General features: G+C 42.7%; 14 protein-coding genes. 3 read left to right on the forward strand and 11 right to left on the reverse strand.

Annotation, left to right across the window (positions count from 1 at the left end; genetic code table 11):
* Window positions 1-60: 60 nt before the first annotated feature.
* Complete coding sequence (locus DWZ76_RS01815) at window positions 61-1,023, reverse strand: beta-ketoacyl-ACP synthase III (protein ID WP_107000854.1); 963 nt, start codon at window positions 1,021-1,023, stop codon at window positions 61-63.
* 444 nt (window positions 1,024-1,467) lie between these two features.
* Between DWZ76_RS01815 and DWZ76_RS01820 the strand changes: the two genes are divergently transcribed.
* The 3 genes from DWZ76_RS01820 to DWZ76_RS01830 are packed head-to-tail and all read left to right on the forward strand — an operon-like array spanning window position 1,468 to window position 5,877.
* Window positions 1,468-2,163, forward strand: coding sequence for a response regulator transcription factor (locus DWZ76_RS01820; RefSeq protein ID WP_022360531.1), 696 nt, complete (start codon window positions 1,468-1,470; stop codon window positions 2,161-2,163).
* A 45-nt stretch (window positions 2,164-2,208) separates the two neighbouring features.
* On the forward strand, window positions 2,209-4,752 hold the full coding sequence (locus DWZ76_RS01825; RefSeq protein ID WP_118471600.1) for a HAMP domain-containing sensor histidine kinase: 2,544 nt from the start codon (window positions 2,209-2,211) through the stop codon (window positions 4,750-4,752).
* A 27-nt stretch (window positions 4,753-4,779) separates the two neighbouring features.
* Window positions 4,780-5,877, forward strand: coding sequence for an alginate O-acetyltransferase (locus tag DWZ76_RS01830; protein ID WP_107000856.1), 1,098 nt, complete (start codon window positions 4,780-4,782; stop codon window positions 5,875-5,877).
* A 546-nt stretch (window positions 5,878-6,423) separates the two neighbouring features.
* Here the strand turns inward: DWZ76_RS01830 and glf are convergent.
* From glf to DWZ76_RS01880, 10 genes are all read right to left on the reverse strand, one after another.
* Window positions 6,424-7,536, reverse strand: coding sequence for a UDP-galactopyranose mutase (gene glf, locus DWZ76_RS01835; protein ID WP_107000857.1), 1,113 nt, complete (start codon window positions 7,534-7,536; stop codon window positions 6,424-6,426).
* Between the two features lie 265 nt (window positions 7,537-7,801).
* Window positions 7,802-8,569: a hypothetical protein gene (locus tag DWZ76_RS01840; protein ID WP_118468888.1), complete on the reverse strand. Its 768-nt coding sequence runs from the start codon at window positions 8,567-8,569 to the stop codon at window positions 7,802-7,804.
* Window positions 8,569-9,501: a MarR family transcriptional regulator gene (locus tag DWZ76_RS01845; RefSeq protein WP_118468890.1), complete on the reverse strand. Its 933-nt coding sequence runs from the start codon at window positions 9,499-9,501 to the stop codon at window positions 8,569-8,571. Before DWZ76_RS01845 ends, DWZ76_RS01840 begins: the two co-directional genes overlap by 1 nt.
* A gap of 173 nt (window positions 9,502-9,674) precedes the next feature.
* The gene (locus DWZ76_RS01850; RefSeq protein WP_107000860.1) at window positions 9,675-10,877 is read right to left on the reverse strand and encodes a hypothetical protein; all 1,203 of its coding nucleotides are present in this window, start codon (window positions 10,875-10,877) and stop codon (window positions 9,675-9,677) included.
* 7 nt (window positions 10,878-10,884) lie between these two features.
* Window positions 10,885-12,198, reverse strand: a complete 1,314-nt coding sequence (locus DWZ76_RS01855; RefSeq protein ID WP_118293319.1) for a glycosyltransferase family 4 protein — start codon at window positions 12,196-12,198, stop codon at window positions 10,885-10,887.
* A 17-nt stretch (window positions 12,199-12,215) separates the two neighbouring features.
* Window positions 12,216-13,199 carry a glycosyltransferase family 2 protein gene (locus tag DWZ76_RS01860; RefSeq protein ID WP_107000862.1) on the reverse strand — a complete coding sequence of 328 codons (984 nt, stop codon included), beginning with the start codon at window positions 13,197-13,199 and terminating at the stop codon, window positions 12,216-12,218.
* Window positions 13,200-13,207: 8 nt separating this feature from the next.
* A complete protein-coding gene (locus DWZ76_RS01865; RefSeq protein WP_107000863.1) occupies window positions 13,208-14,797 on the reverse strand; it encodes a hypothetical protein in 1,590 nt (529 codons plus the stop codon).
* 31 nt (window positions 14,798-14,828) lie between these two features.
* A complete protein-coding gene (locus DWZ76_RS01870) occupies window positions 14,829-15,743 on the reverse strand; it encodes a sugar phosphate nucleotidyltransferase (protein WP_118471602.1) in 915 nt (304 codons plus the stop codon).
* A gap of 98 nt (window positions 15,744-15,841) precedes the next feature.
* The gene (locus DWZ76_RS01875; RefSeq protein ID WP_118471604.1) at window positions 15,842-16,654 is read right to left on the reverse strand and encodes a glycosyltransferase family 2 protein; all 813 of its coding nucleotides are present in this window, start codon (window positions 16,652-16,654) and stop codon (window positions 15,842-15,844) included.
* A gap of 152 nt (window positions 16,655-16,806) precedes the next feature.
* Entirely contained in the window at window positions 16,807-18,555 is a 1,749-nt protein-coding gene (locus DWZ76_RS01880; RefSeq protein WP_118471606.1) for a hypothetical protein, read from the reverse strand.
* Window positions 18,556-18,611 lie beyond the last annotated feature (56 nt).

Raw genomic sequence — 18,611 nt, forward strand, 5'->3', positions numbered from 1 at the left:
TATCAAAAAATGGGATAATGTACATTAGTTTTGCTATATATTTTTTGCTTCTCCAGGCACCTACCAGGTCATCAATGCCGCGCCCCAGGTAAGACCCGCGCCAAAACCTGCCATCACCAGCGTATCGCCACGTTTTAAGCGTCCGTCCCGGTGCATTTCATCCAGGAGAATCGGAATCGAAGCCGCCGACGTATTGCCGTAGCGCTCGATATTGACCGGAATCTTGTCCATCGGAACCTTCAGACGGCGCGATGCCGCTTCCAGAATCCGGATATTCGCCTGATGCAGCAGATAATGCTGTACCGCCTCGCGGTCCGTTCCGGTCTCCTCCAGAATCGCATTCACAATCTCCGGTACCTTCTTCACCGCAAACTTGAAGACTTCCTGACCGTCCATCTGCATAAAACCAAGCTCCGGCTTGCCGCCCGTCAGGCAGTTTTCAAGACTTCTCGCCTGGCAGTACAGAACGTCGTTCTTCGTTCCGTCGCTGCCGACCAGCGTCTTCACCACACCCGTCTCGTCCGCTCGGACAACCGCCGCGCCCGCGCCATCGCCAAACAGGATGCAGGAACTGCGGTCCGTCCAGTCTAACACCTTGCTCAGTGTCTCCGCACCGATGATCAGCGCCGTCTTATAGATGCCCGCCTGAATAAATCCCTGCACAATATGTAAGGCGTAAATAAATCCGGAACATGCCGCCGTGATGTCAAACGCCACCGCATGTTTCGCCCCGATGGCTCCCTGTACATCCGCCGCCGCACTCGGGAACGCCCGATCCGGGGAAGACGTCGCCACGATCACGATCTCAATCTCCTCCGGAGAAATGCCCGCGTCCGCGATCGCGCGCTTCGCCGCCTCTGTCGCCAACGCCGAGGTTCCCTCGCTCGTCGAGACATGTCTGGCTCCAATACCCGTCCGTTCCCGGATCCAGGCATCATTTGTATCAAGAAATTTCGTCAAATCCTGATTCGTCACAACCTGCTCCGGCGCATACGCGCCAATTCCAATGATTCTAGCTGTCATTTTCTCGTTTAACTCCGCTTCTTCTATAAAAGATAGTTTTAATTTCAAATGGTTTGATATTCAAATTAATTTAGAGTGTAGCGGAGAATGTGGGGTTTGTCAAGGGTAACTTGTAAATGAACGGCAGGATTCTGGTGAGAAGACGCAACCCGGACAGAGAAGAGCCGCCCCCAATCTTCCGGAAAACGCTCTCGCTCTTGCACTCGCTGCAGCGGACACTAAGCTTGAAAAAACCTCGCTAAGTGCCGGCGCGAGTGATGTTTCCTACAGATTGAGGGCGGCTCTTCTCCTGAAATACGCATCACTTGAAATACATAAAAATTAGGATACCGCGGTTTTCTTTTTCGTTGTATAATTATAAGACATAGGTATCTTTATTGTATCTATACAGAAATTTGTATACTATATTATCTATATATTACCCTATTAAAAGGAGGAGTTGCTATGCAGAGTATTCTTGTATGTGACGATGATAAACAGATCGTAGAAGCGATTGACATATACTTAACCGGTGAGGGATTTGAGGTTATCAAGGCGTATGACGGCGCAGAGGCGCTGGAGCTTTTGAAAACGCACACCGTGAATTTGATGATTCTGGACGTTATGATGCCAGGGTTAGATGGCATCCGGACGACGCTGAAGGTGCGTGAAACCAGCAGCATCCCGATCATTATTCTTTCCGCGAAGTCTGAGGATGCGGACAAGATTCTGGGCTTAAATATCGGGGCAGATGATTATATCACGAAGCCGTTTAACCCACTGGAACTGGTCGCCCGCGTGAAATCGCAGCTCCGCCGCTACACGCAGCTGGGAAATATGAACAATCAGATGGGCAACCACGTATTCAAATGCGGCGGCTTGCAGATCAACGATGAAAATAAGGAAGTAACCGTGGACGGCGAACTCATCAAGCTGACACCGATCGAGTACAACATCCTGCTTCTGCTCGTTAAAAACGCCGGAAAAGTCTTCTCCATCGACCAGATCTACGAGGCGATCTGGAATGAGGAGGCGATCGGCGCGGACAATACAGTTGCGGTTCATATCCGCCATATCCGCGAAAAGATCGAAATTAACCCGAGGGAGCCGCGCTATCTGAAGGTTGTCTGGGGTGTTGGATATAAAATTGAGAAGCAGTAAAAATGTGAATCATCCATCTAACAGAAGTTAGGAGTTGCAAAATTTATGACAAAACTCTCACATATTCCGATGCAGATCCAGAAATGGATCGCCAGCCTCGCGCATCTGTTTTTCCTGATTCTGGGACTCATCGGTATCAGCCTCATGTATATCAATGGAAATTTCGGGCTGGGGCTGACCGGCATTGGCTCGGTTCCTTATGAGGACACCGCGGAATTTAACACACAATTTAATAACGATCTGAACGATATCTTCCTATATATGGAATATCAGGACGTCTTCGGTGCCGACAGCTCGATCGACCTCTCGCGCCGGATGCTCAAAATGACCTTTGGACCAAGCGAGACCGAAAATTTCTCCCTGTCCTCCCTGATTTCCTATCTGGAATCCATGGGGTACCAGCTCGACGACGACTTTAACTGCCAGAAGGTTTCTGAACCGGCAGACGGCGTCAAGAGCCGCGAAGGCTACGTCGAATGGTCGGTTCAAGAGCCGCAGCGGATCTACAGCTACCGTTCTGCCAGCCGGAAGCGCAGCACATTGGAGGATGCAGCGGTCGAGATCATGGACACACTGCATCGTTATTACACAGTGTATAACCGTTTCGTCGCCAATCCATCCAACCTGCATTTTAAAATCCAGTACACGGAGCCAGATTCGGATCAGAGCGAAACAACCCAGTTTACAAACACCGATTCCCTGACACCGGAAAATGTCAAGGAATACGGGCGCTACGCGTACCTGCCGGGCAATTCCGTTTTCTACGACACCAACATGAAAGCGATCCCGCTCAGCAGCATTTCCGCACTGGCATCCAATAACCCGTACACCGGCAGCGACTATTATCTGCTGATCGGAATCGATACAAATTATCCAGTCACTGACCTTTACGCGCGCACGCATACCGCATACCTGCACCGGCAGCACCTGTATCTGACCGGATTTGCACTGACAATCTTTGCAACGATCGGACTGCTTTTAAGCTTCCTGTTTCTGTTCCGGGTGTCCGGCTACCAGAGTTACCGCAGCTTCGACGTGACGCTGCACGGCTTCGACAAGAGCGGCACTGAAACCGGCATCGTCTTTTTTGCCGCCATGACCGCGATCGCCCTGGTTGTAAGCGACCTGATTCTCATCCGCATCCTGCATCTGGTCATTCCATCGCAGTATTGGTACTTCTCCGATCACAGCCTGCAGGCGCTGGTCCTGTATCTGGGCGGACTGCTGCTCTTTTTCAGCCTCCTGCGCCGCTACCGCGCCGGTACCCTGTGGACCTCCAGCCTGATCTGCCGGATTCAGAAGAAAATGTTGATCCTCAAAACACGGCAGAACTTCCGCAGCCGCCTAGGCATCGGATTTGTTCTCTATCTTGCAATCAACACAGCGCTTATCAGCCTTGCCTGGTATTTCTGGGACCGCGTGTATGCAAATTTATACGTTGTTTACCTGCTGACAGGTCTGACTGTGCTGGTATTTCTGCTGTTTAACCTGTGGATCTTTTACATACTGTTCCGGCAGGCAAGCGAACAGGAATCCATCCGCGATGCCGTCCGCCAGCTCTCCGCCGGGGAGACCAGCTATCAGCTTGATCTCGATGAATTTGACGGTCCGGAGCTCACGCTGGCAGAGGGACTCAACAACATCAGTTCCGGTCTTGAAACCGCCCTTCAGGAGAAAATGAAGAGCGAACGCCTCAAAACCAACCTGATTACCAACGTTTCGCACGACATCAAAACGCCGCTGACCTCGATTATAAATTATGTAAACCTAATGAAACGGGAACATATTGAAGATGCGCGGATCAACGCCTATCTTGATGTGCTCGACCAGAAATCACAGCGTCTCAAAACACTGATTGAAGACCTCGTCGAGGCATCCAAGGCAAGCTCCGGCAATGTGAAGCTTGAATTTACCGACATTGACCTCGTCCAGATGGCATTTCAGACCAACGGCGAATTTGAAGAAAAACTGGATGCCAGACATCTGCAGCTCATCATCAATGCCCCGCGGGAACCGCTGATGATCCGCGCCGATGGACGCCGCCTGTGGCGCGTACTTGAAAACCTGTACAACAATGTCTGCAAATATGCGATGGAGGGCAGCCGCGTCTACGTAGACCTCGCCCGCGTTCCCGGAAATCCAGAAACCGGTACTGCTGGCCAGGCAGTCTTCACCATCAAAAATATATCTGCCAATCCGCTCAACATCCGTGCCGACGAGCTGACCGAACGTTTCGTGCGCGGCGACGTCGCCCGCACCACCGAGGGAAGCGGGCTGGGACTATCGATCGCCAAAGATCTGACGGAATTGCAGAACGGGCAGTTTAGTTTGTATATCGATGGGGATCTGTTTAAGGCGCAGGTAACGTTTGATTTGGTGGAGAAAACGACGGAGAAGGCGGTGGAGGACGCAGAAATAATAGAAGAAACCGATGCTTCCGAAGCGGCTGAAAAGCCGAAAAAGGACGATGAACTGAAAAAAACAAATATACCGGAAGAAGCTACTATTCAAAAAGAGGTAAACGGCGAATCTTCCGAAAATGCTATCAATGAAACCATAAACACTACGGAAAATTCAAGAAATGAATAAAAATTTATGAATTGAGGACTTTATCCTATGAAACGCACTCATATCATGATCGCAGTCTTCTTCGCCTGCATCCTCTCCCCCAACCTGCTGTTTCCTATCCTGAAAACCACAGCCGATGAGGGCACCGGCGAAAACCGCAGTCTGGCGGCATTTCCAACTCTGTCGCTGGAAACCATCGATACCTTTCCATCCGGTGTTGAGGACTGGATCAACGACCACGCGGCGTTCCGCAACCGCTTCTTAAGCCTGAACGCCCGCTTAAACCTCTCCTTATTCCAGTTCGGAGACTCGCAGGACGTCATCACCGGAAAAGATGGCTGGTACTTTTACACGCTCGGAAGCTCTGTCGAGGACTTCCTCGGCACCAACCGTTTTTCCGCCGGGGAACTCCAGATGCTGGCACACAAACTCCAGACCGTCCACGACGCCTGGAAAGAAAAAGGCACCGAATTTATCTTCCTGTGTGCTCCCAATAAAGAAGGCGTATGCAGCGAATTCCTCCCGGATGGCTTCACCGCACCGGACGGACCTACCCGCCGCAGTGAACTGCTCGATTATCTGGAAATACACACAAATGTCCCAGTTGTCAATCCATACCCGGAGCTCAAAAACCGCCGGGACTATCAGTGGTATTTCAAAACCGACACCCACTGGAACGATGCTGCCGGATTTCTCGTCTCCGGGCAGATCATCGATGCCGCTGGCGGCACCTCCACGCCGATCGAGGACGTCACTGTCACCTATGAGCCACGCGATCCGGGCGATCTGGCAAACCTGTTCCACATGCCAGAATCCATGTGCGACGATACCAAAGCAGATGTATCCGGTTACCGAAACAATGTAACCATCCACTACGACAGTGCCTCCGACGATGGCAACATCGCCCACATCTCAGCAGACCAGGCGCCCGACCCGCGACGCATCACGATCTACCGCGACTCCTTCGGCACCGCCCTGCTGGTCGGACTGCCAAAATACTTTGCGTATACCGATTTTTACCACTGGCAGGCATTCGAGCCGGAATTTTTGAACGAAAATAAGCCGGATGTGCTGGTGTATGAGGTGGTGGAACGGGATTTGGGGAGAATGATGGAGGATTTGGAGAAATTGATGCCGAATCAATGACGTGCATAGTTTGTGCATTTTCAAAAGTATCATTTGCACAGTTTAGATGTGTTTTTTTATTGATCTCACATTATAATTATGATAAATTAAAATTATGGAAAGTCAGAGCATATGAAAGGCGGCCTGCCCCTACTTTTGGAGGGCTTCCCCTCCAGCATCTCGTCATACCAATGACAGAAAGGAGGGCGATAACAATGTATATTACATATTCGGATTTAATTCAGTCTGGAATATTCATTGTCGCTCTCGTAGGATTGTGTTATACAATCTTCACGAGAAGAAAATAGCCGCCACTACTGCAATAGGGGCGGCTGGTCTCATAAGAGATTAACTGTTTCATTTCGGCAGGCCGTATGTCTCTGGCTTTCCTATTTTTACTATAGCATATCTTTTTTCTGTATTCAAGATGTTTTATTATGCCTTATTTTTGAAATACTAAATTTTGCAATTTTCATTTCACCATTTTATCTGAATCAGCAGGTAGCTTCCCATCTAATCCATGATTCCGAAACCATCCGCCGATCCGAATAAAAATCAAAAATTCTCCTACAGCTCTTTCTTCACCAGCTCCAACGCCGAAGCAATCACCGCATCCATATCATAATACTTATACTCGCCCAGACGTCCGCCAAAGATTACCTTCTCTTCCTTCTTGGCCAGCTCTTTGTACTTCTCATACAGCGCACCATTCTTCGCATCATTGACCGGATAATACGGCTCATCGCCTAACTTCCACTCAGAACTGTACTCACGGCTGATAACCGTCTTTGGCAGATCATTGCCATCCGCATCCTTGCCAAACTCAAACCATTTATGCTCGATAATACGCGTCCACGGAGTCTCCGCATCTGTATAGTTCACTGCCGCATTGCCCTGGAAATTCGGGATATCCAGCACTTCGGTATCAAAGCGCACAGAACGATACTCCAGAACGCCCAGCGAATACTCAAAATACGCATCGATCGCGCCGGTGTAAACTACTTTCTTTGCCATCGCATCCCAATCAGCCTTATTCTCAAAATAATCCTCTTCCAGGCGAACCTCGATGCCGTCCAGCATATTGGCAACCATCTTCGTATAGCCGCCAACCGGGATTCCCTGATACAGGGCGTTAAAATAGTTGTTGTCAAAGGTCAGACGAACCGGAAGACGCTTGATGATAAAGGACGGAAGATCCTTGCACTCTCTTCCCCACTGCTTCTGTGTATATCCCTTGATCAGCTTCTCATAAATATCCGTACCAACCAGGCTGATCGCCTGCTCTTCCAGGTTCTTCGGCTCGGTGATGCCTGCTGCCTTGCGCTGTTCCTCGATCTTCGCCGCTGCCTCCTGCGGAGTCACGACACCCCACATCTTGTTGAAGGTGTACATATTAAACGGCAGGGAATACAGCTCGCCGTGGTAATTCGCCACCGGAGAGTTCGTAAAACGGTTAAACTCCGCGAACTGATTTACATAATTCCAGACTTCCTTATTATTCGTGTGGAAAATATGCGCGCCATACTTGTGAACCTGGATGCCCTCCATCGGCTCTGTATACACATTTCCTGCAATATTCGGGCGGCGGTCAATCACCAGAACCTTCTTGCCCGCTTTCTTCGCCTCATGGGCGAATACGGCACCGTAGAGACCGGCGCCTACTATTAAATAATCGTACATGTTGGTTTTCTCCTTGTTACGTGTTGTTATACTTGTGATTTATTTATAACATACAACGACAATTTAAACAAGAATATCCCGTCAGCTTCAAGCATTCCCCAAAACAAACTCTCAATTTGGACACAATACCTTATTAATACTCCATTAGGATACATGAGTCCTATGGAGTACAGACGTAGACTTGGATTGGCTGTTTAACCTGTCCAAGAAAATGTCCGCACCCTCCCCTCTCAGGGCGAGTCCAAAATCTTCAAGAACACTTTTACTATGTATTATCCTTCAACCCATAACACTGGTACAACATATCTGTCATTTTCTTCTTATCTGTTCCTCTTATACCCAAGGACTTTAAATCCACTGTTTCATCAGCTATTTCAGATAAGAACTTTTTCATATCCTCTGCTATTTCCGGACTGAGAACTTGCCTTGTATTGGCTGTGATTAACTGTGCTAATCGGAACACATCATTTTTATGTTTCTTTATATTTTTGCTGTCAACCTGCTCTCCATTCAGCTTGCGTTCCTTTAAATCCAGCCACGCTTTCGCCTTAAATGGTATCAGACAAGTCGGACTTAATACCGGAATGCCATCAACCATCAATTGTCCGGTTTTTAGCAATTCATAATACGCTTCATTTAAAAGGATTGCCGACAAGCTGGAGATTTCATCGTCTATCGGAAGCGGTGTGAGAACTGCATCATCTTCCAATATAACAAAATCCGGATTTCTGGAAAATATTTCTATCATATATGGATATTCTTTGCTTTTCGGAGATGTGAAACGATAAAACTGTGTATTTCCGGTACTTTTATTCAAATGCTCATATCCTGCTTCCTTGACATACTCCCAGAACTGCCTGCCGAACTCCGCTGTTATGGATTCGACAATCAATACAATATCTACATCTTTTGTAGCACGAAACGGTAATTCTTCATTTTCCATAATCAAATCACAAGCTGTCCCGCCGATGATAACATATTGATTTTCAAAACCCTGAAATCTTTCCTTAAATTTTGTAAATCCGCTGACCATTACTCCTTCAACCTTCTTTCCTGCAATTCATCTACTGCTTCTTCAATTCTCTCATCGTTTGTATCTCCAAAAGATAAAACAATGGAAATATCGTCAGCACTGTTATCCTCTGAAAATTGTTTCGGGTTGTATGCCCATAATTCAAGTCTTACCTGCTTATCCGGGTCTATCAATTCATCGGTCAGCAAAGTTTTATCATAATCCCTCTCACTGATTGCATAGGTAGCAACTCGGCTTGGATTTAGCATTGTTTTTTCAGAAAGTGCCGTCCCCCCTGCAAAGACCATATTTTCTGTAACTTGCGTCTTATCTATATATCCTGCTTTGCGGACAGGTGTTGTCAAATATACTTTTGCTTTTTCAAATAATTCATCTCTGTTATATTTTGACTCAATAAACTTGTTGACACCGTCTTTTGCTACAAGAAACAAATCCGTCGCTTCCAACTGCTTTACTGCTCTGGTCAAGGTCATTGCTGTAAATGGAAGCACTTTTCCGGCTTCTGAAATATACAATCGTTTTTTCTTACTATACAGATAAAACAAAAACAACTGCTGTGTTGAGCAAACAAACTTACCTGTCAGCTTTTGGGGTTCTTTCTCATCAGAAAGCATTGTCCCGATGAAAGGAAGAAAGACCTGCTTATCAGTAATAAACGGTATATTATTTTCTATAAGGCTTTTTCTTCGATAATTAGATACCGACGCAAGTTCAAATACGACTGGTACATTATCAATCTGCTGTATTTTTGTAATCTGTTTTTTCAATGCCGGAAGTGTGGCAAGTTCTTCTGTCGGAGTAAGCATTATACAGCGTCTGTTTCCAATATATGCTGTGTGAAAATTATAACTTCCCGCAATATAAACAGGCAAAGAATCCTGATGATTCCATGCTTCATATTTTATAGAAATCCCGAATACGCTTGTAAGCATATTTCCCATTCCCCTTTTAACTCAATTTCTTTCATTTTAACTTAGTCAATGTTAAAAATCAAGTTTTTGAGTTGTTTTAAGTTTATTGCTAATTTCAATCCTCAAAAAAAATCAACTAGGAGCAGCAAATTTTAAATATTTCCAAATGTAAATTTTTTTCCTAACCACATTTGTTAAGAAAAAAGCCTACCTTCACTCTCCTTCTCCCTTATCACACTCCCATACACCAAAATCATCCAAAACATCGGCTGCCGGTAATTCACCAAAAAGAAACTCTCCGCCAAAATCCCTGCCACCGCACACATCATCGCCGCATTCATATACCGCAGATTCCGGACCAGCCAGATAAGTAGGAAAACCGTCGGGATTATTCCATAGCAGAATAATACACTGAACAGGCAGCAATGAATCTCATTGATCTGGCTGGTCAGCGTGAAACGGTCAAATCCGCCCTCGCCTGCGCCGTATAACAGGTATTGTGGGTAAAGCACCAGCTTCTCCATGCCGCGATCCAGAAACAGTCCCAAAAGTCCGCCATGTGCAACTTTCCAGATCTTCTCCTGAATCCGGGTCAGCATATTGTAATCCACGGTCTTCACATCGAAATCCGCCGCTGGCCATATCCACCACAAAAACACGCCCAACAAAAGAAATCCACCACAGATTCCCACGATCCACACCTTCGACGGAACCTTTCTCCTGCATCCCTCCAGATAGAGTGCATGCGCTCCTGCCAGCAAGGTAAAAACCAGAAAGCCCAGCAGAATTCCCGTCGATTTCGATGCCGCCAGCACCGGTAAAGCCAGCAAGTAAAAAATAAGAAAGCTCCGATCGCCGAACCGACACCGGTACAGGTACAAAAGCAGCACCATCATAAATAAGAAAAACGCCAGCTGATTCGGATCATTAAACGTTCCCTGGTACCGCACCGCGCCCCAGTATTCATGAAAAATCCGTCCATGGCCCGATGCATATACCAGAAGCTGCAAAACGATATTTACCTTCACCACCCGGTTCATCCACAATAAAAACGTTTCATTCTCCTGATCCACCAGCTTCCGAAACGTCCATATCGCACAGGCATTATAAATCCAGAAAAACGTATACCGGAAAAACTCATTCCGCCCCAGCCGTATACCATAATATGCATTAATCCCTATCACAAACAGCAAAAACACATAGAAAAAACCATCTTCCCGAACCCGTCCGATTCGTTCCTTCTTTTTCAAGCATCCAGCCAGTAAAATAAAAAAAGAGAGCAGCAGACAAACATCCGCCGCTCCCATTCCTCCCGAAGGAAATAGATAAAACTGTTTCAAAAAAACAAACAATAAAAACAATACGCTGGCTGGCGCAAATACCATCTTCTCCTTCATGACTCCTTTATCCTCTCTCCGACTCTCTTCCCAGCAGTCTCTTGTAAATCTTCTCCATCTTTTCCCCCACTGCATCCAGGCCAAACAGACGGCTTCGCTTTCTGCACACCTCGCCCATCCGGTCCCATTCATCCATATGTTCCAGCATATACAAAAGTGCCCGCGCCCAGACTTCTTCATCCTGCATCTTCTCAATCATCATTCCGCCCGGACAGATTTTCTGGCTTCCATCCTCAGATAAAGTCCACTCCTCTCCCATCAGGTCCGTATTGCCCCGGATCTCCGAACAAACCACCGGCAGTCCGCTCGCCATCGCCTCCAGCATCGCACGCGGCAGTCCTTCCTGGAAAGACGGAAAAAGGAAGATATCCGAAGCACCAAAAATCTCCGCCATATCTTCCCTATAACCCAAAAATGATATATGATCCGCTATCCCAAGCTGCGCTGCCAGATCCTGCAAATACTCCTTCAATTCGCCATGTCCGCATAATAAAAGATGCAGCCGTTCATAGCTGCATCTCTCAACTCGCCTGCCTGTTCCAGCATCCTCCTGCTCATCTGCCGTTTCATTTCGTTCCAACGATAAAACTGACTCCTTTTCCGAATCCTTCAGCTTCGCCAGCATCCGAAACAGCACTTCCTGATTTTTCCTCGGAATCATCTCCCCGGACGTCAAAAGCACTACCCGTCCCGGCGGCACGCCCAGACTCTCTCTCTTCTTTTGACGTTCCTTTTCCCCCATTTTAAAAAAATTATCTTCCTCTATCCCCACACCCGGCACATAATCCACATACCTCGCATGGAATTTCCGTTTCGCAAGTTCATAATCCTCTCGGTTAATACAGATCTGCTGATCCGTATACCTCGATAAAAACTTTTCCATCGGATAATAAAACAGCCAGTTCTTCCACGACGCCCCTTTAAAAAAATGGAATCCATGCGCCGTATAAATCACCGGGCCAGTCCCCGTCGCATGGGCCGCCAGGCGCGCCATCACACCTCCCATCGGTGTGTGGCAGTGCACCAGCGAAAAATTTTCCCGGCGCATCAGCTCAACCATCTGACGGTACACCTGAAAATTCCGCTTATCAAACGGACTCCGTACAAAATCAATCTGGTGACAGATAATCCCGGTTCCATCCAGACGGTGATTATCCGTTCCATAGGACGGCGTATGAAAATTTGAGGCATAATGAACCTCGTATCCCATTTTCTGTAAAATATGGACATTGTTCATCTCAAACTGCGGGACAAAGCCGCTGACATGGGTAACCAGAAGAGCCTTCCTGCGCTGCTTTCCTTCCATTTCCTGTCTCTCCATTCAGGCACCCCCCAGACTTAATAGTGAACCTTCTTATGTGAATTAGAAGTATCTTTTACTTCTGTCCGTTCACTAATAATATATCTCGGCCGATGCTTGACTTCCATATAAATCTTTCCGATATATTCACCTAAAATCCCTAGACAAACCAGCTGCACTCCGCCAATCAAGCAAATAATACATGTCATGCTCGACCATCCGGCAACTACATTTCCCATGAAACGCATCACGATCGACCAAATAACTCCAAGAAAACTGAGTCCTGCAATCACCGTACCAAGCGCTGTAATAATTCGAATAGGTTTTATGCTCAAGCTCGTAATACCATCAAACGCAAGGCTCAACATTTTCGTCAATGGATAATGGCTTTCTCCTGCAATTCTTTCATGACGCTCATAATAAACACTTGTGCTCTTAAAGCCAACCAGCGGAAACATCCCACGCAAAAAAAGATTTACCTCCTTGAAATTAGCAAACTCCTTTAACACCCGACTTGAGACAAGGCGATAATCCGCATGATTATAGACAACCTCCGCACCCATCCAGTTTAAAAGTTTATAAAATCCTTCTGCTGTAAAACGTTTAAAAAATGTATCTGTATCACGTTTACTTCTGACGCCATAGACAATTTCACATCCCTGCTTATACTGCTCCACCATCTCGTCCATAGCATTAATATCATCCTGACCATCACAATCAATGGAAATTGTAATATCACATTTATCTTTCGCTTCCATCAAACCCGCAAGAACCGCATTTTGATGGCCTCGGTTACGGCTCTGAGAGATTCCTATAAAATGTTCATCTTGTTTTGCCAGATTGCAAATGATTTCCCATGTCTTATCCTTACTTCCATCATTCACAAAAAGGATACGGCTGCTGTTAGAAATCGTATTAGACTGAATCAAAGAAGTCAGCTTATCCAAAAACATCTTTGATGTAATTGGAAGAACTGTTTCCTCATTGTAACAAGGAATAATAATGTATAATATGGTATTCATTTTAAATTTTACCTTTCCGATCTTTTATATCGTTCTCTAAAAGTATTTAATCTTGATCTTATATATTGGAATCCATAGAGAGACAATATAATATATAGTGGAATATATGTGAATAAATATCTTGCACGTGCTTCGAAAATTAATTCAAACAGTGTCAGCCCTAAGATGCTTAACATAATCACACATACACGATTGTTTTTAGTTGCATGCCATGCAAACACATTTAAAAATATAATTGTCAACCATATCATCTGTTCAAAATTTGACCATAAAATATAGTATTTTCCGATGTCTCCATATTGTCCCGTATAATACAAACCACGCAAAAACTCACATATTGGTGTCGCTTTCGGAGGAAATACTTCCAAAAAGAATCCACCTTCTGCAGCCCAGCTAAATGTACCATTATAATAATTGGATAATATTTTTCGCGCAAATTGCTGCACCAAGCCTAGTACATGCATATTTTTAATACGATTAATTGCCACATACAAATCTGCTGCGTTTCTTTCTGCACAAGTTGAAAATGATGCAGAAAATTCAACATCCTTATCAGAAAAATTTCCCATATCAGCAGGATTCATACCCATCATAAAATAATGTGCAATTCCAAAAGACATGTTTTTATCAACCGGAAAATTCATCGCCGAAATTCCAACTTTAATTATACACAGCCCCATGAAAGCGCCAAAAATAGCAATCAAATCATTCAAGAAACTTTTTTTCAATTCTCTCTTTCCTGCAACGCAAAATGTTTCAACTAAAATAACTGCAATAAAAACGATAAATGTTTGAGGTTTTATTTTATATCCCACCGTTGAACAAAGACCTATGAAGAACCACACTAACATAGAATTCTTCTTTTTATTATGAATATAAAGATATAAAATCAACGTAGGAAATATCAATGCCATAGAATCCGAATACGGTATAGAAATCCATGGAGATATTCCAGCCAAAAGAACATAAACAACATACCCAAACAGCGAAATTTTTGTATCATCAAATAAATACTTAATTATATGAAATAATAAATAGCCTGTTACGGCATTTAAAAAACATTGAACTGTCAAAATAGCAAAATATTCATAATCATGGAATCCTATATTATGTGCCACAAATCGGATTATAGAGAAAATTTCTGCCAAAAACAGGTTATTAGGGTATCTTGAAAAATACCATTGATAATCATTTGCATTTTGATGGTGTATATATGAATTAGAAAAATTTATTAATTCGGAAGAATCCCACCCTGTATAAAAATAATAATTATACACACAAAAAAGGTTCAAAAAGAAAAACAGTATCGAAACGACTATCATAGTTTTTTTACTGTTTTTAAAGTTAAAACAATTTGCCACAGTATATACTACAGCAAAAAAAATCGTTCCCAAAAACATTAGCACCCATGGCGACAAAAAATTCGCACAAAGAGATTTATTTGCATATTCAATCTTAGGGAAAAAAACACAAATTAAAATTATTATCAAAAATACGGACAGATATATACCCTTTATAATGTTTTGAAATAACATCTTGTAATTCATTTCAGTAGCATTATTCTTTTTTAATAATTTCAACTTCTCAAAAAAATTCATAATCTAAACCTTCTTAATTTTTTATACATTACTACTCCCATAACTGCATCGGATATATGCCAGATTTCATCATAAATCGAAACTTCTCCTGTGCCGGTTCTATATCTTCCTTATATGTAATACCAATCCATCTATCCGATGTATTCAGGACTTTTACAGCCGCCAAATTCTTTTCCAGCAATTCCGCCACAATATTCGGGAGAAGATATTCTTTCTTCTCTGAATTTTCCCCTAATGTATCAAGGAATCTGGCAAATCCTTCATCTATATACCGCAAAAAATCCGGATATCCCGCCCACATATTCATAGATACCATTGCATCTGATGTAATCCATTTGCTGACTTCCGCATTATCGCACTGTATTTTTCCATCCACTATCTGAATTCCCGTTGTCTCAATCACTTTCTCCAGATATCCATTTGCATCTGCCACACAGACACCTCTAGTTACAGCTCCGTTCTCACTCAGCGTGTTCTTCAAAGAAAATCCAGCCATGGCAAGGTTCATCTTCTCTTTATTCTCATTCTCGGAAATCAAGAAATCATGAAGCTTTATAAATGCTTCTTTTCCATAATAATCATCTGCATTAATAATCACAAATGGCTCTTTTACTACATTCTTGCAAGCTAAAATTGCCTGTCCAGTCCCCCACGGTTTCACGCGTCCTGCAGGAACCTTATATCCATCCGGCAAATCTTCTAATTCCTGATAGACATACTCTACTGGCATAACTTTCGATAAGCGATTTCCAATCACTTCTTTAAATTCCGCTTCGATTGCTTTTCGAATCACAAAAACAACTTTAGTAAATCCAGCCGCTTTCGCATCGTAAATCGAAAAATCCATAATAATCCCCCCATTGGGAGCCATCTTTGCAAGCTGCTTGATGCCGGTTCCGAAGCGGGAACCGATGCCAGCAGCCATGATTATGAGCACTGTATTCATATCTCTCCTCAAGCTATTCCTTACTCACTTTTCGCATCTTTTTTAAGAAATATCATAATGTACATGTGACACAAGCGAAAATGGAACACAATATTTTTTTAATTATTAATCTTCTTGTACTTTGGTTTATATACTCCTCTAGCATTTGCAATCAAAATTTTTATTAATTCACTATTGCCCTTAAAGAAACTAATCTTCGTAGGAGTTTTTCCTGTCTTAGGATATGCTCTGGTCACCGGTATCTCACAAGCTTTCATTCCTATCTGTGTAGCACGTACTGAAAGATATGCCAAAAGTTCGTAGGTCATAAAAATGTCTCTTAACGGCTGCACCCGCTTGTCCGTAAGATACCTTGCAGAATACGCTCTATAGGCATTCGTAGTATCTGTAAACTTCTGATGCGCTGTGAGCGAAATAATTGGGGCATGGATTAATTTTACAGATACTGTCCGAATAAAAGGCGTGTTAATCGCTTTGCCGCCTTTTACAAATCTTGAGCCTTGAATAAGATCATAGCCTTCCTTTAATTTCTCTATAAAACGAGGAACATCTTCTATGCTATCTTTATTATTTCCATCAATTGTAATAATCCCTTTGTATCCCCGCTTTAGCGCCCACCAAAATCCCATTCTGAGCTGAGCTCCCTGTTTTCCTACATCCATTTTCACAAGAAGAGTATTAACATCCAGGCTTCTCAGATTCTTTTCTTCCGTACAACCATCAGTTGAACCACCATCACAAATTACAATATCTGCATACTCTGACACTTGATATTTTTTCGCTCTCTTTAATTCTTTGGAAATCCGCTCTCCTTCATTGATAATCGGAATTAGGACAACATAATCTTTTGTTTTTTTTTGATATTCCATACACTCAAATTTAGGAATACCTTTTTGTTTTTCAAATATCATTTTTCTTTTCCTACTTTGTTTTTTTATTTTTTGTGATCTTATTAACCATACTATTTAGATTGTCTACCTCATCTGTACGAACAGTCCTTCTTAGTACAATTTAATTTCATCATATTATTCTGTCGCATTTTACTTTGAAGTAATCTATTTCTTTATTGTATCGAAATGTATGCCGGATATTTACACGATGATGCATCGCCTTCAACGGTAACTTCAATCCATTGACTATCGTATTTAATATCCTGAATAGTAAATTGCCTCTCTCCAGTAGAAACGAATGTTCCGTTTCGTAAATTATTCAATAATTCTTCTTCATAATAAAAAAGCAATACATTACCTACATTTGAATATCCAGAGGTCCAATTTTCATCTGTCAAATCTGCCAAGTTATATTCCTCAACATCATTATTTAATTCCACTATTGTCCCATCATTTCTAAGCTTAATATAAATAAACTTATCAACAGCGACATCATATACTATTGCACCTGTTAATTGATACATATTTCCTGGAGCATCCAGAGTTTTCAATTCGATTGCATAGCGTTTTCCTTTTTGCAATGCAATATCTCTAACCGAATCAATGTCTCCCCATTCATAAATTCCCCTGTTAAATAATAAATTTAAATATCCTCTAACTGAAGCATTTGTTGTCAATACACTATTCCAATAGTTTTGATTAATATATTCAGAAATTTTTTTGTTTGTTTCTCTATAAGTAATATCCCAAATATATTTTGAATCTTTCCTATAATAATTCAAATTTCCAAAACAGCAAATAACTGTGACTATAGCAATAATTATAAATGCTGCTTTATTTCGTTTCTCATAGCTAACCAGTATTTGAGCCACCAACTCACAGATCAGATAAGATAATATAAATACCATCTTCATTCTGTCATAAGAATATGACAATGCATGTTCTTTCATAACAACATTTTCCAAAAGTGGAAAAGCCAAAACAAATAAGATGCATTTATTCTTCAATTCAATTTTTTCATTTTTAATAATATTCCATATTATTAAAAAGAATAGCAAAATCCATAACAACAAAAATGACTTTAAATAACTACCAAATACATCCGTTAATAATGTACTCGAAGCAATATTTCTTGCAAAAAATCTATTTTTTAAAGCAAGAAAGAAATCTGATGCAGCTACTACACTCAAATAATGTACAGTAAACAATCCAAATGACGCAGCTGTGATGGCTCCAATCACAATCGCATTCTTCCAAGCTCTTTTAAGATCGAACTTCCAATCTGAACCAAGTTCAAAAAGAGCAAATCCTAAATTAGCCACATATCCCGTCCATTCGATATATGGGATAATTAGTGTAATTAAATAAAAAGCGATTTTACCTTTCTTAGAGTTTTTAGTTTTATATTGATAGTATGTTAAAAATTGTGCTATTAACATTACCTGCATTATAGATTGATGCCAATATACAATTCCCATTCCATGAAATAGTTCTGGAGAAAAGATATATGTTAATACTCCAATACAAATAATATGCCTTCTCCACTTTTCTGATTTATAAATCGTCTTCAAAAAAAAAGCCCACAAAACTGCAGATATCGCAAATAATAGTGTATTGAAATAGTACAAACTCTTTTCGTTTATCGGCAATCTAAATACTTTTATAAATAAATATGGCAATACAAATCCAGCAGGCGAAAATGAAGTATAATAAAAATTTCCTTCTTTATCCGGTATTGTTGCGCCCCATGAAATCCCCTTATTGTCCACTCCTCCTAAGCTGACTATCGGCAAAAATTTATGTTGACTAATAGGTGTCTCGTCATATGCTTGCATCGTCAATAATGTATGCCAAGTTGCATCTGAATCCAGGTAATTGATTTCACCGCCTCGAAACTTTATTATTGATACCATAATTACCATAAGGATGATTCCAACATAAAACAGTCCTGTAAATGCTTGATTTTTACTTAGACAGC

The sequence above is a fragment of the Clostridium sp. AF35-15 genome, assembly GCF_003477745.1.
Lineage (GTDB): Bacteria > Bacillota > Clostridia > Lachnospirales > Lachnospiraceae > Otoolea > Otoolea fessa.

Coding starts and splice junctions, on each gene's coding strand:
- DWZ76_RS01845 (WP_118468890.1), bottom strand. CDS start 9,501: ATGCTTACAAGCGTATTCGGGATTTCTATAAAATATGAAGCATGGAAT.
- DWZ76_RS01840 (WP_118468888.1), bottom strand. CDS start 8,569: ATGGTCAGCGGATTTACAAAATTTAAGGAAAGATTTCAGGGTTTTGAA.
- DWZ76_RS01815 (WP_107000854.1), bottom strand. CDS start 1,023: ATGACAGCTAGAATCATTGGAATTGGCGCGTATGCGCCGGAGCAGGTT.
- DWZ76_RS01875 (WP_118471604.1), bottom strand. CDS start 16,654: ATGATATTTGAAAAACAAAAAGGTATTCCTAAATTTGAGTGTATGGAA.
- DWZ76_RS01870 (WP_118471602.1), bottom strand. CDS start 15,743: ATGAATACAGTGCTCATAATCATGGCTGCTGGCATCGGTTCCCGCTTC.
- DWZ76_RS01825 (WP_118471600.1), top strand. CDS start 2,209: ATGACAAAACTCTCACATATTCCGATGCAGATCCAGAAATGGATCGCC.
- DWZ76_RS01865 (WP_107000863.1), bottom strand. CDS start 14,797: ATGAATTTTTTTGAGAAGTTGAAATTATTAAAAAAGAATAATGCTACT.
- DWZ76_RS01860 (WP_107000862.1), bottom strand. CDS start 13,199: ATGAATACCATATTATACATTATTATTCCTTGTTACAATGAGGAAACA.
- DWZ76_RS01855 (WP_118293319.1), bottom strand. CDS start 12,198: ATGGAGAGACAGGAAATGGAAGGAAAGCAGCGCAGGAAGGCTCTTCTG.
- DWZ76_RS01820 (WP_022360531.1), top strand. CDS start 1,468: ATGCAGAGTATTCTTGTATGTGACGATGATAAACAGATCGTAGAAGCG.
- DWZ76_RS01850 (WP_107000860.1), bottom strand. CDS start 10,877: ATGAAGGAGAAGATGGTATTTGCGCCAGCCAGCGTATTGTTTTTATTG.
- DWZ76_RS01880 (WP_118471606.1), bottom strand. CDS start 18,555: ATGGTAATTATGGTATCAATAATAAAGTTTCGAGGCGGTGAAATCAAT.
- DWZ76_RS01830 (WP_107000856.1), top strand. CDS start 4,780: ATGAAACGCACTCATATCATGATCGCAGTCTTCTTCGCCTGCATCCTC.
- glf (WP_107000857.1), bottom strand. CDS start 7,536: ATGTACGATTATTTAATAGTAGGCGCCGGTCTCTACGGTGCCGTATTC.